Annotated in this window: 13 protein-coding genes; all 13 read left to right on the top strand. The window is 52.9% G+C overall.

What is annotated here, in order from left to right; genetic code table 11:
- The first annotated feature begins 26 nt into the window (after positions 1 to 26).
- Positions 27 to 1,574, top strand: coding sequence for a type VI secretion system contractile sheath large subunit (gene tssC, locus KGP24_RS00530; RefSeq protein WP_194386728.1), 1,548 nt, complete (start codon positions 27 to 29; stop codon positions 1,572 to 1,574).
- Between the two features lie 18 nt (positions 1,575 to 1,592).
- Positions 1,593 to 2,930 carry a type VI secretion system baseplate subunit TssK gene (tssK, locus tag KGP24_RS00535; protein WP_223562015.1) on the top strand — a complete coding sequence of 446 codons (1,338 nt, stop codon included), beginning with the start codon at positions 1,593 to 1,595 and terminating at the stop codon, positions 2,928 to 2,930.
- Complete coding sequence (tssL, locus tag KGP24_RS00540) at positions 2,927 to 3,580, top strand: type VI secretion system protein TssL, short form (RefSeq protein WP_223562016.1); 654 nt, start codon at positions 2,927 to 2,929, stop codon at positions 3,578 to 3,580. Before tssK ends, tssL begins: the two co-directional genes overlap by 4 nt.
- A gap of 3 nt (positions 3,581 to 3,583) precedes the next feature.
- Positions 3,584 to 5,308 (top strand): OmpA family protein, encoded by a 1,725-nt coding sequence (locus tag KGP24_RS00545; protein WP_223562017.1) that lies wholly within the window; start codon positions 3,584 to 3,586, stop codon positions 5,306 to 5,308.
- A 5-nt stretch (positions 5,309 to 5,313) separates the two neighbouring features.
- Positions 5,314 to 5,805, top strand: coding sequence for a type VI secretion system effector Hcp (hcp, locus tag KGP24_RS00550; RefSeq protein WP_017457535.1), 492 nt, complete (start codon positions 5,314 to 5,316; stop codon positions 5,803 to 5,805).
- Positions 5,806 to 5,976: 171 nt separating this feature from the next.
- Positions 5,977 to 8,625 (top strand): type VI secretion system ATPase TssH, encoded by a 2,649-nt coding sequence (gene tssH / locus KGP24_RS00555; RefSeq protein ID WP_223562018.1) that lies wholly within the window; start codon positions 5,977 to 5,979, stop codon positions 8,623 to 8,625.
- Between the two features lies 1 nt (position 8,626).
- Positions 8,627 to 9,232 (top strand): DUF2778 domain-containing protein, encoded by a 606-nt coding sequence (locus KGP24_RS00560; RefSeq protein ID WP_223562019.1) that lies wholly within the window; start codon positions 8,627 to 8,629, stop codon positions 9,230 to 9,232.
- A complete protein-coding gene (locus tag KGP24_RS00565; RefSeq protein WP_223562020.1) occupies positions 9,229 to 9,456 on the top strand; it encodes a hypothetical protein in 228 nt (75 codons plus the stop codon). The genes KGP24_RS00560 and KGP24_RS00565 overlap by 4 nt, the downstream gene beginning before the upstream one ends.
- A 79-nt stretch (positions 9,457 to 9,535) precedes the next feature.
- Complete coding sequence (vgrG, locus tag KGP24_RS00570; protein WP_223562021.1) at positions 9,536 to 12,082, top strand: type VI secretion system tip protein VgrG; 2,547 nt, start codon at positions 9,536 to 9,538, stop codon at positions 12,080 to 12,082.
- Entirely contained in the window at positions 12,079 to 13,989 is a 1,911-nt protein-coding gene (locus KGP24_RS00575; protein ID WP_223562022.1) for a lipase family protein, read from the top strand. The genes vgrG and KGP24_RS00575 overlap by 4 nt, the downstream gene beginning before the upstream one ends.
- The gene (locus KGP24_RS00580) at positions 13,973 to 14,734 is read left to right on the top strand and encodes a hypothetical protein (protein WP_223562023.1); all 762 of its coding nucleotides are present in this window, start codon (positions 13,973 to 13,975) and stop codon (positions 14,732 to 14,734) included. The genes KGP24_RS00575 and KGP24_RS00580 overlap by 17 nt, the downstream gene beginning before the upstream one ends.
- A 70-nt stretch (positions 14,735 to 14,804) precedes the next feature.
- On the top strand, positions 14,805 to 15,233 hold the full coding sequence (locus tag KGP24_RS00585) for a hypothetical protein (RefSeq protein WP_223562024.1): 429 nt from the start codon (positions 14,805 to 14,807) through the stop codon (positions 15,231 to 15,233).
- Positions 15,234 to 15,289: 56 nt separating this feature from the next.
- Positions 15,290 to 15,556: a PAAR domain-containing protein gene (locus KGP24_RS00590; protein WP_223562025.1), complete on the top strand. Its 267-nt coding sequence runs from the start codon at positions 15,290 to 15,292 to the stop codon at positions 15,554 to 15,556.
- The last annotated feature ends 3 nt before the right edge of the window (positions 15,557 to 15,559 follow it).

The raw sequence follows: 15,559 nt of genomic DNA on the forward strand, positions 1-15,559 counted from the left end.
GATGATTTAACGGATTAAAAAGGAAGATGCTGATGTCTGTAAAAAATGAGAATGCGGCTGGTGGCGAAAGCGTGGTGCTGGAACGTCCTGCGGCAGGTGGGGTTTATGCATCCCTGTTTGAAAAAATCAACCTTAACCCGGTGTCCGAGCTGAGTGCGCTGGATATCTGGCAGGACGCGCAGGCGATGTCGGATGCGACCGCGGATGAACGTTTAACTGCGGGGATGCAGGTGTTCCTGGAGTGTCTGACAAAATCGGGCTCCAAAGTTGAAAAACTCGACAAAAACCTGATTGACCACCATATCGCAGAGCTGGACTACCAGATTAGCCGTCAGCTCGATGCGGTCATGCACAGCGAAGAATTCCAGGCGGTGGAGAGCCTGTGGCGCGGCGTTAAATCCCTGGTCGACAAAACCGATTTTCGCCAGAACGTCAAGGTTGAGCTGCTGGATATGTCTAAAGAAGACCTGCGTCAGGACTTCGAAGACAGTCCGGAAATCATTCAGAGCGGACTGTATAAACATACATATATTGATGAGTATGACACCCCGGGCGGTGAGCCGATTGCCGCGCTGATTTCCGCTTACGAATTTGATGCGTCAGCGCAGGATGTTGCTCTGCTGCGCAACATTTCAAAAGTGTCTGCCGCAGCGCATATGCCGTTTATCGGCTCTGCAGGTCCGAAATTTTTCCTCAAGGATTCGATGGAGGAAGTTGCGGCCATTAAGGACATTGGTAACTACTTCGACCGTGCGGAGTACATCAAGTGGAAATCCTTCCGCGAGACGGACGATGCCCGTTATATCGGTCTGGTGATGCCGCGCGTGCTGGGTCGCCTGCCGTATGGCCCGGATACTGTGCCGGTTCGTAGCTTCAACTACGTGGAAGAAGTGAAAGGCCCCGATCACGATAAATACCTGTGGACCAACGCATCCTTCGCCTTTGCATCCAACATGGTTCGTAGCTTCATCAACAACGGCTGGTGTGTACAAATTCGTGGCCCGCAGGCCGGCGGAGCCGTGCAGGACCTGCCAATTCATCTGTACGATCTGGGTACCGGCAATCAGGTGAAGATCCCGTCAGAAGTGATGATCCCGGAAACCCGTGAGTTTGAGTTTGCGAACCTGGGCTTTATTCCGCTAAGTTATTATAAAAACAGAGATTATTCCTGCTTCTTCAGCGCCAACTCGACCCAGAAGCCAGCGCTGTATGACACCGCAGATGCCACGGCCAACAGCCGTATCAATGCCCGTCTGCCGTACATCTTCCTGCTGTCGCGTATTGCACACTACCTGAAGTTGATTCAGCGTGAAAATATCGGCACAACCAAAGACCGTCGTCTGCTGGAGCTTGAGCTCAACACCTGGGTGCGCAGTCTGGTGACCGAAATGACCGACCCGGGCGACGAGCTGCAGGCCTCTCACCCGCTGCGTGATGCGAAAGTTGTGGTGGAAGATATCGAGGATAATCCGGGCTTCTTCCGCGTGAAGCTGTACGCCGTGCCACACTTCCAGGTGGAAGGGATGGACGTCAACCTGTCGCTGGTTTCCCAGATGCCGAAAGCCAAATCGTAAGGCGAGGGGAAATCAGGGATGAAAATTTACCGCCCACTTTGGGAGGATGGGGCCGCTCTGGCCCCGCAACAATTCCAGCAGCAGGCCCGCTGGAGTGAATACGTTGCCGACATGGTCGCCCGGATGGGTGTTTCTCATCCCTGGGGCGTGGTGGCGGCAGAATTTGATGATGCCGCACTGGCGCTCTCGCGCCTGAACGCCACCCGTCTGGTCGTACGTTTCCAGGATGGCACGATTGTTGATACGGATCTGGCGGATAATATTCCGCCGGTCTGTGATTTGTCTGCCGCAAACGGCTCTGAGGCTGTTGAGGTGGTTGCCGCACTGCCGCTGCTGAGCGCCAGCGGTGGCAACCTTGATAACGGCCAGGACAGTGAGCGCCCGCGTCGCTGGAAAGCAGAGCGTGTGGTGGTGCAGGAACTGGCCGGCCATGAAAGCGGGGAGCTTGCGATCCTGCGTCATGCGCTGACCCTGCGTCTGTCCAGCCAGGAAAACGCAGCATACCTGACCTGTCCGGTGGCCCGTCTGGTGCGTAATGCACAGGGGCAGTGGAGCCGGGACCCGTCCTTTATCCCGCCAATGCTGTCTGCTGCTGCCAGTCCGTGGCTTGCCACCGAACTGGGTGACCTGCTGGTCCGTCTGCAGGCCCGTCGCCGTCGACTGATGGCCATGCGCCGGGAAAGCAATGAGCGGATGGCCGACTTTGCGGTCGCGGATGTCTCCCTGTTCTGGCTGCTCAATGCCCTGAACAGCGCCGAGCCGGTGCTGACGGAGCTGTTTCAGACGCCTGAGCGTCACCCGGAACTGCTGTACCGCGAACTGACCCGTCTGGCCGGCAGCCTGCTGACTTTCTCACTTGAGCACGACGCCGGCGATATTCCTGCTTACCAGCACGATGCACCGGAGCGGGTATTCCCGCCGCTGCTGGCACTGCTCGATAAGCTGCTGGAAGCGAGCCTGCCGTCACGGGTGGTGAGTATCCACCTGGAGCATCAGGATCAGATCTGGAAAGGTGCCCTGCACGATGCGCGCCTGCGCGAAGGGGCGGATTTCTACCTCTCCGTACGTTCCTCCATGCCGAACCATGAGCTTCAGACGAAATTCCCGCAGCTGTGTAAAGCGGGCAGCTTTGAAGATGTGTCGGATGTGGTGAATGTGGCTCTGAGCGGGATGGTTATCAAGCCGCTGACCCATGTGCCGGCCGCTATCCCGTTACGCCTTGAGAACCAGTATTTCTCGCTGGATCTGAGTAGTGAGGCAGCGCGGGCGATGCTGGAAGCGGGAAGCTGCACCTTCTATACCCCGCGCTCACTGGGGGATGTGAAACTTGAACTCTTTGCGGTGCTGCGCACATGAATACATCAGAAATAAGTCAAATTGAGCGTATTTTCTACCCCGGCTGGCTGATGGCCAGCCAGCTGCGGGGCGGACAGGAGGTTCGTGACGGGGAAGGTCTCTATCGTCGGGCCTGCCGTCTGGTGCAGGAGGCAAAAGCGACGCTCACGGAGGCAGGTTACAGCGACATCAGCTGTGACCATATGGTGTATGCCCTGTGTGCACTGCTTGATGAGAGCGTGATGAACCGGGGAACCACCGATGATGGTTATCTGACCTGGCGGCGTGACCCGCTGCAGGCACACTTCTTTGGCACTCTCAATGCCGGTGAGGAGCTGTGGGAAAGGATCCGGGACCTGCTGAAAGAAACCGCCCCTGACGCCGCCGTCCTGACCTGTATGCACCGGACTTTGCAACTGGGGTTTGTGGGGCAATATCGTGCTCAGGATGATGAGCGTCGGGAAGATATTGTTCGCGCGCTTGCGGAGCGGGTACCGGCCTTTACGCTGGCACAGGACGCTCCCATTGTTGCTCGGGCATCACGCCTGCGCAGCGGCCGTCGCGGGTACTGGCTGAGCTGGGTTGTGGCCGCTGTCGCCCTGGTGGCGCTCTGGTTCTTCCTTTCGTCTTCGCTTACCGGGCTGGTAAGCCAGATTGTCAGGCCGGGGTAAGCGATGCGGGATACGTACCGAAGTCTGTTAACTGCTCTGGGTGCTGTACTGGCGCTGTGGCTCATCCTGGGATTCTGGCCACTGTCCTCGGGCAGCCGTGTGGCACTCAGCCTGCTGGTTGTTCTGGTGTCCGGGGGGATGCTCTGGCGTCAGCGCAGGGCTTCTCAGGCGCGGACGACCGCTGTCCGGGATATTGTGGATGAAAACCTGCCGCCGGAAGATTTTCAGGGTGCGGTGATCCTTGTTTGTGGCGACAACAGCCCACTGTTTGTGTCCGGCTCCCGTCACCGGGAAACCCGACAGGGCTGGTATCTGTGGGTGAAGGATGCGGAGCAGTTGCCACTCCTGGCACAACACCTGAGCCTGGTGCGTCCGGCTCAGGTGTCGCAAATCTCCGTCATGCTGGCGGTGGTACCTGAACAGCACACCTCCGGCGATGATTTTACCCAGAATCTTCGGGGCTGGCAGCGTGCTGTCGTCCAGTGCCGTGCAGCATTTGGCAGCATCCCCCCGCTGTGGGCCGCGACCTGGGTATCGCCCCCCGTGGCCTGTGCACAGGCAGAACCCGTCTGGTTTACCACGGTAAGTCAGCGAAGCGGTATTCAGGTGTATCAGCCCGGTCAGAGCAATGTGTCACTGACGGAGTGGGTCCGGGAAACCGGTTCAGACGGACGCCTTTCGCGCCTGAGTCAGGGTCTGTGGCTGGACAGTCTGCTTGCCTGGCAAAGCAGCGCGGTGAATGACCTGCTTTCGGTTCGCCAGGGTGAACTGCCGGTGATGAAGCCCTGCGTGCTGGGTATGTGCTTGGTGCCGGTGAGCGGTATCGCGGGCAATCTCTGGCAACAGCACATCACTTCCGTGACGACGCTGCCACCGGATGCCGCCGTAACCACCGAGCCACTGCCGCTGCCTGAACTGCTGCTGCCTGCGCTACCACGCCGACATGGTGTCAGCCGCAGGATGGTGTTCTGGCGTTATGCCGGGTTGCTGGGCGGGATTTTCCTGGCGCTGGCCATGCTGGCGTCCTGGATGAACAACCAGCGTCTCATCCGTAATGTGGGCGATCACCTTGCGTTATATCACCAGCTGACGGGGAAGCCTGTGGCACCGAAACTGCGTGCGCAGCAGCGCCTCAGAGCCGATGGCGCATTGCTGGACGACTGGGCGCGTCGTGGGGAGCCACTGCGTTATCGCCTGGGGCTGTATCAGGGGCTGCGCCTGGTACCGCCTATTGAGGCCGCCGTCAGCGACTGGGCTCCACCGCCACCGCCTCCACCGGTCATTAAGAAAATCATTCAGGGTCCGAAAACCCTTCGCCTTGACAGCATGTCGCTGTTCGATTCGGGCAAATCGGCGCTGAAAGCCGGGTCCACCAGAATGCTGGTCAACTCACTGGTCGGTATCAAAGCGAAGCCGGGCTGGCTGATTGTGGTGTCAGGTCACACCGACAACACCGGCAATCCAAAACTGAACCAGACGCTTTCACTTAAGCGTGCCGAAGCGGTGCGCAACTGGATGCGTGATACCGGTGATGTACCGGAAAGCTGTTTTGCGGTGCAGGGCTATGGCGAGAGCCGTCCGCTCGCAACCAATGACACCCCGGATGGGCGCGCGCTCAACCGCCGTGTCGAAATCAGTCTGGTACCGCAGGCCAGTGCCTGTCAGATACCCGGCAAAACCCCAGCGTCATCGCAGGATGATGACGTATCACAATCAAATGGAGAGTAACTCTCATGGCAATTCCTGTTTATCTTTGGCTGAAAGACGACGGCGGCGCGGACATTAAAGGGTCTGTTGACGTTCAGGATCGTGAAGGCAGCATCGAAGTGGTAGCACAGCAGCATAACCTGTACATCCCGACCGACAACAACACCGGCAAGCTGACCGGTACCCGTATCCACACCCCGTTCCTGTTCACCAAGGAAATCGACTCGTCCAGCCCGTACCTGTACAAGGCGGTGACCACTGGTCAGACCCTTAAGTCTGCGGAATTCAAGTGGTACAAGATCAACGACGCGGGCCAGGAAGTGGAGTACTTCAACACCAAACTGGAAAACGTGAAAGTGGTGAAAGTGAACCCTGTGATGCACGACATCAAGGATCCTTCCTACGAGAAGCACAACCACCTTGAGCAGATCGAACTGCGTTACGAAAAAATCACCTGGACCTACAAAGACGGCAACATCATTCATTCCGATTCCTGGAACGAACGCGCCACTGCGTAAGTCGCATGCGGACAGGGCCCTGTCCGCAGTTTTTTGCTGAGTGCCTGTACGTAACGGGCTTTCAGCAAAGAAAACCACAAACTGCCAGCCTGACCATATGCGCTTTGGTCCCCTTCACGGGAAACAGCGATGGGCGGTAGCGTGTCCAGGAACCGACAAAGAGAGAGATTCATGGAAAATCCAGCCATCCTGTTGCGACGTCTGAACCCTTACTGTGCCCGTGCGATGGAAGGCGCAGCGTCGCTCTGCCAGACCCGCACCCATGCGGAAATTTTGCCGGAGCACTGGCTGCTGAAGCTGCTCGAACAGGGGGAAGGTGATCTGACGGTGCTGGCCCGCCGCTACGAGTGGGATATGGACGCCATCTGGCAGGATTTGCTGGGCTGGCTGGACAAGCAGCCGCGCTCGGTTCGCCACCGCCCACAGCTGTCTGATGCCATTCAGTCTCTTCTACAGGAAGCCTGGCTGATTGCTTCTCTTAACGGTGAGGAACAAATACGCAGCATCCATCTGCTGATGGCGCTGGTTGACAAACAGAAACTGGTTCGCTGTGACGGGCTGTGGCCGCTGCTGACGCTGGGCCAGAGCCAGCTGGAACGTCTGCGTCCGCTGCTCGACGCACAGTCGGATGAACGCCCGGACGTGCAGCAGGAAGCAGAGCTGGCGCAGAGCCACGGTGGCGAGGTGGAGTTTGTTGGCCGTCCGGTTGGTGCAGAACTGAAAGAAGGCGAGCTCACCCCGGCGCTGCAGAACGCGCTGGACAAATTCACCCTCGACGTTACCGCCAAAGCGAAAGAGGGCAAAATCGACCCGGTCTTTGGTCGTGATACTGAAATCCGCCAGATGGTGGACATTCTCTCGCGCCGTCGCAAGAACAACCCGATTCTGGTGGGTGAACCAGGCGTCGGCAAAACGGCGCTGGTGGAAGATCTGGCTTTACGTATCGCAGAAGGTAACGTTCCGGAAAGCCTGAAGCCGGTTATTCTGCGCACCCTCGACCTCGGCCTGTTGCAGGCAGGTGCAGGAGTGAAAGGCGAGTTCGAACAGCGCCTGAAAAACGTCATCGATGCTGTACAGCAGTCGCCCACCCCGATTTTGCTGTTTATTGACGAAGCCCACACCATCATCGGCGCGGGTAACCAGGCGGGAGGCGCAGATGCGGCCAACCTGCTGAAACCGGCGCTTGCGCGCGGCGAACTTCGCACTATCGCCGCCACCACATGGTCTGAATACAAACAATATTTTGAGCGCGATGCCGCCCTGGAGCGTCGCTTCCAGATGGTGAAGGTGGACGAGCCGGATGACGACACCGCCTGCCTGATGCTGCGCGGTCTCAAATCCCGCTATGCCGAACACCATAACGTGCACATCACTGACGATGCGGTCCGTGCGGCCGTCACCCTGTCCCGTCGCTACCTGACCGGCCGCCAGTTGCCGGACAAGGCTGTTGATTTGCTGGATACCGCCGCCGCGCGCGTGCGCATGAGTCTCGATACGGTACCTGAAGCCATTACCCGCCTGAAAGCGCAACTGACGGCGCTGGCACTGGAAGAGCAGGCGTTGCTGGAAGATATCGCCGCCGGCAGTACTTCCCACGGCGACCGCCTGAGTGCCCTCGCCCTGCAGCGAACGATGCTGGAAGACAGCCTGCAAAAACAGACACACCAGTTTGAACAGCAGAAAGCGGTTGCCAATGAACTGAGCGCCAGTCGGCAGGATATCAGTCGTCAGACGGACATCGCTGACTGCCGACAGCAACTGGCTATCCTGCAGGAAGCCGGGACGCTGGTTCAGGTGGATGTCGATACCCGCACGGTGGCCAACGTGATTGCCGACTGGACCGGCGTGCCGCTCTCCTCATTAATGAAAGACGAGCAGACCGGACTGCTGAGCCTGGAAGATGACATCGGCAAACGAGTAGTCGGCCAGGATGTGGCGTTGAACGCCATTGCACAGCGTCTGCGCGCCGCCAAAACCGGGCTGACGTCCGAGAACGGTCCGCAGGGCGTGTTCCTGCTGGTTGGCCCGAGTGGCGTCGGTAAGACTGAAACTGCGCTTGCACTGGCAGACGTGCTGTACGGCGGTGAGAAATCCCTCATCACCATCAACCTGTCCGAGTATCAGGAGCCGCACACGGTGTCGCAGCTGAAAGGCTCGCCGCCGGGCTACGTGGGTTACGGTCAGGGCGGCATTCTCACCGAAGCGGTACGTAAGCGCCCGTATAGCGTGGTGCTGCTCGATGAGGTGGAAAAAGCACACCGTGACGTCATGAACCTGTTCTATCAGGTATTCGACCGCGGCTTTATGCGCGACGGCGAAGGGCGCGAAATCGACTTTCGCAATACCGTCATCCTCATGACCTCCAATCTCGGCAGCGATCACCTGATGCAACTGCTTGACGAACAGCCGGAGGCCACCGAAGGCGATCTGCATGAACTGCTGCGTCCGATCCTGCGTGATCACTTCCAGCCCGCGCTGCTGGCCCGCTTCCAGACCGTGATTTACCGTCCTCTGGCGGAAGCTGCGATGCGCACCATCGTTGAGATGAAACTCGCACAGGTCAGCAAGCGACTGAACCGTCACTACGGTCTGACCACGCAGATAGATGAGAGCCTGTATGACGCTCTCACTTCTGCCTGCCTGCTGCCGGATACCGGTGCGCGTAACGTTGACAGTCTACTCAATCAGCAGATTCTGCCGGTGCTGAGTCAGCAACTGCTGACCCACATGGCTGCGAAACAGAAACCACACTGCCTGACGCTCGGCTGGAATGATGAAGAAGGGATTGTACTGGCGTTTAATGAGGTGAGCGGAGGCTGAAATGCAGATTTGCATGATGGATTACGGCAACCTGTCGGCGGATGGCAAAACGGCGTACCTGAAATGCTACGGCATCGGGACGTTTGAAGTGTTGTCGGGGATTGAGCGGTATATCAATAATCCTGACTGCGCTGACCATGAGAAGGCGGCTATTCCACCCGGTACATACTGGGTGACCGACAGGCCTGCCGGTAGCCTGTATAACCGAGTCAGAGCAGAAACCATTGATGCATGGCATGGTTACCGAAATCATCATTCTGAATGGTTTGCCCTGTTCAGCGATAAAACCAAAAAAGACAGCCTGAATGTGAATGGTCTCAACCGAACGGGCTTTCGTCTTCACCCCCTGAACAGCGATGGCACCGGAGTTTCCTGGGGCTGTATCACCCTGAGACGTTACAGCGATTTTCAGCATCTGCGCCGCCTGTTGTTGAAGCGGGGGACCTTTCCGGTGCCAGGCGGGAACGGCCTGATGGCCTGGGCGCGTATCGATGTGCGCGGTACGCCTGATTTCAGTCAGTGCGAGAAAGAGATTAAGGAAAAGGTCGACGCTGATAAGCGTCGGGCACAACAGGCCCTGAAGAAACGCACGGAGAGCGCAGAATGAAAATCCCGCTCGTACTGGTCCTGGCGTTGCTCGGGTCGTTCTTCCTTCCCGATGGCAACCTTACCGATTTTGTCATTAACCACCTTCCGGTGCCGGGAGACGGTGAGGAGGGGATGGATAACCTTGCGATGACAGTCATCCTGATAAAAGCCCTGCTGAGCGGCATCGGGGCATGCCTCCTGCTGACGCTGATTCACTGGCTGCGCAACCGTCTGAATAAATAGTCCGTTTTTTTCTTCTCTGACCGATGCTGGCCCGCGCCAGCCCTGACGGAATAACCGAATACACAATGGAGTCAACGCCATGAGCCTGACGGATACCCTGAACACGATGGTGGCCTCCGTCACCGGAAAAGCACTGAACCGCTACCGCCTCGATATCCCTTCCTGCACGGCCGATATCGACGTGGAGGACTTCAGCGGTTCAGAAGCGATGAGCGAGCTTTACTGCTACACCATCAACTTCACCAGTGCCGACAACAACATTGATGCCCGCCAGATGCTGAGCAAGCCGGCGACCCTGACCATGGGCGCGGGCAATTTGCTTTCCCTGACGGAGCGTAAGGTGGTTCACGGAGTGGTGACCCGTTTCGAGCGTACCGGTGGTTCAGCAGATGAAGCACAGTACTGCATTGTGCTGGAGCCGTTTCTGGCGCTGCTGGGCAATCAGTTCCGTACTCACCGCTTTTTCGTCAATAAGTCGGTACCGGAAGTGGTTGCAGAGGTGCTCACGGAACATGGCCTGAAAGGCTGGGAGTATGAGTTTACCCTCAAATCCGATTATCCAAGGCGTGAGCAGATTAACCAGTATCAGGAAAACGACCTCGCCTTCATTGAACGTCTGCTGGCGGAGGTGGGTATTTTTTATTTCTTCACCCTGCAGCCTGATACCCAGACCGAAGTGGTGCACTTTGCGGACAAGCAGAGCGCCTGGACGTTTGGTAAAAAACTCCCGCTGAACAGCCCGTCAGGGGCGAATGACAATGCGGTCGACTCGGTGTGGGATGTGCACGTCTGGCATAACGTGGTGGAACGCTCTGTCACGGCCAGCGACTATAACCACCGTGAGGCCCAGAACGTCCTGATGTCTGTGCCGGCGGACATGACCCGCGGCGACGGGGAAGGGAACACCTACGGGGACGTGTATCACTACCGCCCGCGTCACCTTGAACGTGGCGACAAAATTACGCCGACGGCAGAAACCGGTAATTTCTGGGCGCGCCTGGAGCATGAACGCTACCTTTCCACCCAGACCACTGTAACTGGCAGCAGTACCGACCATACCCTGGGCCCGGCCCAGGTGCTGACTATCACCGAAACTGCTATCCCGCCGACGCTGCCGCGTGAAACCGAAAACGGTCTCGTCATCATCAGCGCCGGTTACTCTGCCAGCCGTCAGAGCGCGCTGAAGGTGGAATGGGCGGCCATGCCGTACTACGAGAACCGCTGCTGGCGTCCTGCCGCTAAAAAGCGCCCGGTGGTCAGTGGCACCCTGATGGCGCGCGTGACCAGTGCCAAAGATAACGACATCTACGCCTGGCAGGATGCATCCGGCATGTACCGGGTGAAGTTTGATGCCGACCGTGATGACAAAAAGCAGGGCATGGAGAGCATGCCAGTGCGCTTTGCCAAGCCTTATGGTGGGGACAAATACGGATTCCACTTCCCGCTGATCCAGGGTACTGAAGTCGCCATTGCTTTCCACGAAGGTGATCCGGATCGCCCGTATATAGCCCATGCCCTTCACGACTCCCGCCACGTCGACCATGTCACTGAGGCCAACAGCACGCGCAATGTTATCCGCACAGCTGGCCTGAACAAGCTGCGGATGGAGGACAAGCGCGGCGAAGAGCATGTCAAGCTCAGTACGGAGTATGGTGGGAAGACCCAACTTAATTTAGGGCACAACGTCGATGAGGAGCGCGTTGTTAGAGGTGAAGGTGCAGAGTTGCGCACTGATGATTGGGTGGCCGTCCGGGGTGGAAAAGGGATTTTATTAAGCGCTGACTCTCAGCCAAATGCTGACGGTATAATGCTCGATATGCGTAAAGCTGTACAGCAGCTGGAACAGGCTCTTGCCCTCGCAAAAAGTCTGAGCAAAGCTGCTGAGACAGCAAAAGCAACTTCGGCAGATTCAGATAGCCAGTCAAGTCTGAATAGCGCGCTGTCCGGACTGCAAAAACCAGGGATATTAGCTCATTCACCGATGGGTATTGGGATGGTCAGTCCCGAAGCAGTTCGGATTGCGTCTGGAAGCCAGAGTGTAGGAATAGTATCTGGTCGCAATACAGACATAAGCGCAGCTCAGTCGGTTACTGTTGCGGCGTCGAAAACGGTCAGTCTATTTGCACAAAGTGCAGGGATGCAACTTTTTGCAGGGCAGGGCAAAGTGGATGTGCAGGCGCAGGGCGATGCATTGAATGTTCAGGCACTGAAGGATGTCACAGTTACCAGCAATAGCGGTAACGTGACGGTTAATGCCAGCAAGGAATTAACCCTTGTTTGTAATGGAGCTTATATCAAGATCAGTGGAGGGAATATTGAGCTTGGATGTCCGGGGAATATCCTGCTGAAAGCTGCAAATGTGCAAAAAATGGGTGCGGCAAACTTAAATTTGTCTCCTCAGGAGCTGCCTAAAGGATTTAAAGGTGGATTTGCAATAACTAATCAGGATACGGGTGAGGTGATGCCGTACACTCTTTATAAGGTAACCACCGCGGAAGGTGATGTTTATTCAGGGACAACAGATAAGCTCGGCAATACCATGCCAATTCATACTGCGTCTCCGTCATCAATGAAAATTGAGTTTCCTCTAAGCAGTACTGACAGCGAACAAGGAGCGTCATCATGAGCGAATCAAGAACATCTGCTGTAGGGACATTTGGTAAAGCCCAGGCTCCGGCGCAAAAAAAATGTTGGATTGAAATTCAACTGGTTGATGAGAATGGTAACGCCGTAGCTAATATGCCATGGAGAGGAGAGAATGAGGCTACCCGTGATAAAGTAATTAAACCTTATAGTGGCATTACTGATTCAGAAGGCATTTTGAGAATCGATGATTTGCTTCATCCTGATCTCACTCTTTTTGTTGAAGCTCAAGCACTTGTTGATGAAATGGAGCAGAGGCCTTTAAGTATAGAAAGAACATACTCCTATCCTATGAAAATGTCGCCAGTGACTGTCGATAACAAAGCTAATAACATTTGTTATTATGTTGTTGTAGGGCAGTTGTGCGATAAAGCACCAAATATCCCAGGCTGGAATAGTAAAGAATTACCGGCTTTTCATTTCCCTGACCCTGATTTTTCCGGGTTAACCATTTCGAATATGTACTTTAATTCGAGGGTTATAGTGAAGGTATGTCCATTTAGAGCATGGAATATTCTTCTTCATCATACCAAAGATTACTCTATCGTTAATGCATTTAATTTGGGGCTTTTAGCTGAGTTTGCTTATTCTGACAAAGAAAAAGTACTATCTTTTTTTAATGACCAATGCCAAGACTTATCTAAAGTTCCTAATATGCTCTATGAAACCATTTCTGTCGATGTGCCGTTTAGAGAACGTTATGTAAATCCAGTATTTCTCGATACTACGGAAGGTGATTCTGGGGAAGGAGGAACCCAGCTTTTCTTCGTCAGTAATTTAACTAAGCTAATAGTAGGATGGAGAGGTACTGAGCCAGATAAACTAGCAGATCTTGGTGCTGATGGAACATTCAGGCCGGTGCCATGTCCAGATATAGTGCCTGCAGGTCATTGCCACAAAGGTTTTTTAGATGCTTTTAACTTAGTTGGAAAAAAATTCGGGGACCAATTCAAGCAAATTCAGAGCTTATCCAATGGACGTGAGCTTTTTATTGCTGGGCATAGTTTAGGCGGGGCATTGACACTAATTCATGCTACTGTACTGCGTGATTATCAACCAGTAATTTATACATATGGGATGCCGCGAGTGTTTACGGCATCGACTATTAATGAGATTCAAAATATTTCTCATTATAGACATGTAAACGACTCAGACTCAGTAACAAGCGTTCCACCGGAACTAGAGTTAGATAATAAACTTTATGACCTTTGGGGACCCTACGGTGTCGTCTATGGGTTCATCGGTTCTGTTTGGGCTATGGAGATTCAAGGCGCAGGAATTAAGTTTGGTGATCCTTATTGGCATCATGGTAGTACTGTCTGCTTTTTTAAGGCTGAGCAGTCTATTGTAAAGTATTCAAAAAGAATAATGCCACTTATAGGCATGGACGTTAGCAACCCTTATATGTCAATAAGGGAGATCTCATTTGATAAATGTAAGCTATATCTTGTTCCAGAACTTAATGAGCAAATGTTTTGCACTACAGCTGAAGAGCAAAATAAATTTGTAAAATGTTTGTCTCCTGAAAGCTTAAGGCATTACTTTCCTAAAAATACCAATCCTGATCTTGACTCTTGGACAAATCCAGTAAATCACTCTATGTCAAATAAATACATGCCATTTATCAATAATGAGTTGATTGAGTTGGTAGATCCTGAACGGCAAATGGAGAGGAAAATGAATCGAGAGAAATTCTCACGCACTGTTGACAATGCATCGAAATCAACAGAAAACACTTCAAAAAATGAAGTGGAAAGGAATAAGGTTTTTTTATCTTTGCAAGAAATGATGCCAAAAACATTAGGGATATCAAAGACCGAGAGCAATTGGGTGAATGCATTGGTCAGATTTAAAAATACTGCAAAGGAAGAATATGAAAATATTAATTAAGAATATGGTGTTCATCTTTCCTTTTCTTTTGTTAGGCTGTGATAAAGATGAGTCATTGAATCCTCCGCCTGATAGTGAAATGGTTACTGTAATTGCAAAGATGCCAACGGACAGTAAAATACTGCCATTGGAAATTATGTATCGTTCAACCACTTGCTTGAAGAGTCGTAAAAATTCAAATGGGGATGTAGTAAAAGAACCTGGGTATCATTTTATCAAGAAAGAATTCAATCTTGCATCAGGTGACAGTATATTTAACCTCGACGTTTCACGCGATGGTGGCGGGCAGTGTAATTGGCGATTAAGCAATATAACTCTAGGGTTTAATTTAAAAAAACGCCCATCAGATAAAGATGAAAAAAGTGAAAGCATTCCAATTAAAGAAATTATTGTATTTGATGATAATTCACCTCAGCGGCTAAGTGGAGCATATGAGGTTATTAATGGAAATGTCACCCTGAATGATGATTACTTCCCTTTAATAACAAAGCGTAGGAGTGTCGGTAGCCCAGTGGAATATTCCATAGTTAGGTCCTCACCAGATGTGATTTATAAATCAACATCGGCAAAAGAAGTTATTTTTGAGCCCAGGCTTCATTTTTTAAAAACCTTGCGAGCCACAGAGCCAGCGGTGCAAAAGGTCGGGGTGTATATGTCAGTGTTGTACCCAGATGGAACCGTTGAGAACGGGCCATATTTCCCTAATTACAAAAAGCTTCAGTTGCTTGCAAAAGGTAGTGATTGATTGTTATTTATAATTAGAAAGTGATTTTAAATTCGAATTATCGAATGGTCGCTCAAAATATATATTGGTTATGAAATATTTTTCATCAAGTCTCTACGGAATTTCAGTATTATGCTTTTGCGCTGCTTTATACTTTCCCTCTTTTAGCACAGATACAGGTTCAAGTGATGGTCTTGCTTTACTTATAACTGTAGGGTTTGGTTTTTTTGTTGATCCTGGTTCTTCATTTTCTTGGTTAGCTAATCCATTGTATATAGCATCACTTATAGGAGTGATTAATAAAAAAGAAAATAATCTATTGTTCATGTTGTCTCTGGTGTCATTTGTTTTGGCTATTTCTTTCTTGGGAGTGAAAAGCATTATTGTAGACGCTGGAGGTCGTGACAGATTAATAATCTCTTATGGCTTAGGTTATTGGATGTGGGTATCTGCTCCGTTTATCATGATAGTTGGTCAATATATTGATATTAAACGGTGTGAAAGATTTAAAAACAGCTGAATTGTTTTTGCTAATGGCTTTGTTTTTAGATCGTAAATGATTGCGGAGGTTTCAAGATGTCAAACGGTTTTGTATTGCTGGGAGATAAAACAACGCATGGTGGTGAAGTGATCTCTGCTTCTTCAACTATGATAGTTAATAATAAAAAGGTGGCCTTAGTTGGGGATAAAGTAAGTTGTCCTAAAGGCGGCCACGGAATAAATGCCATTATAGAGGGTTCGCCTGAATGGTCTTCTGATGGTAAATCAGTTGTCGTGGATGGTTGCCATTGTGAATGTGGTTGTCAGGTCATCTCCAGCGCGCCGGATTGCGCTATAGGATAATTA

It is taken from the genome of Enterobacter sp. JBIWA008 (assembly GCF_019968765.1).
In the GTDB taxonomy this organism is placed as follows: Bacteria; Pseudomonadota; Gammaproteobacteria; order Enterobacterales; family Enterobacteriaceae; genus Enterobacter.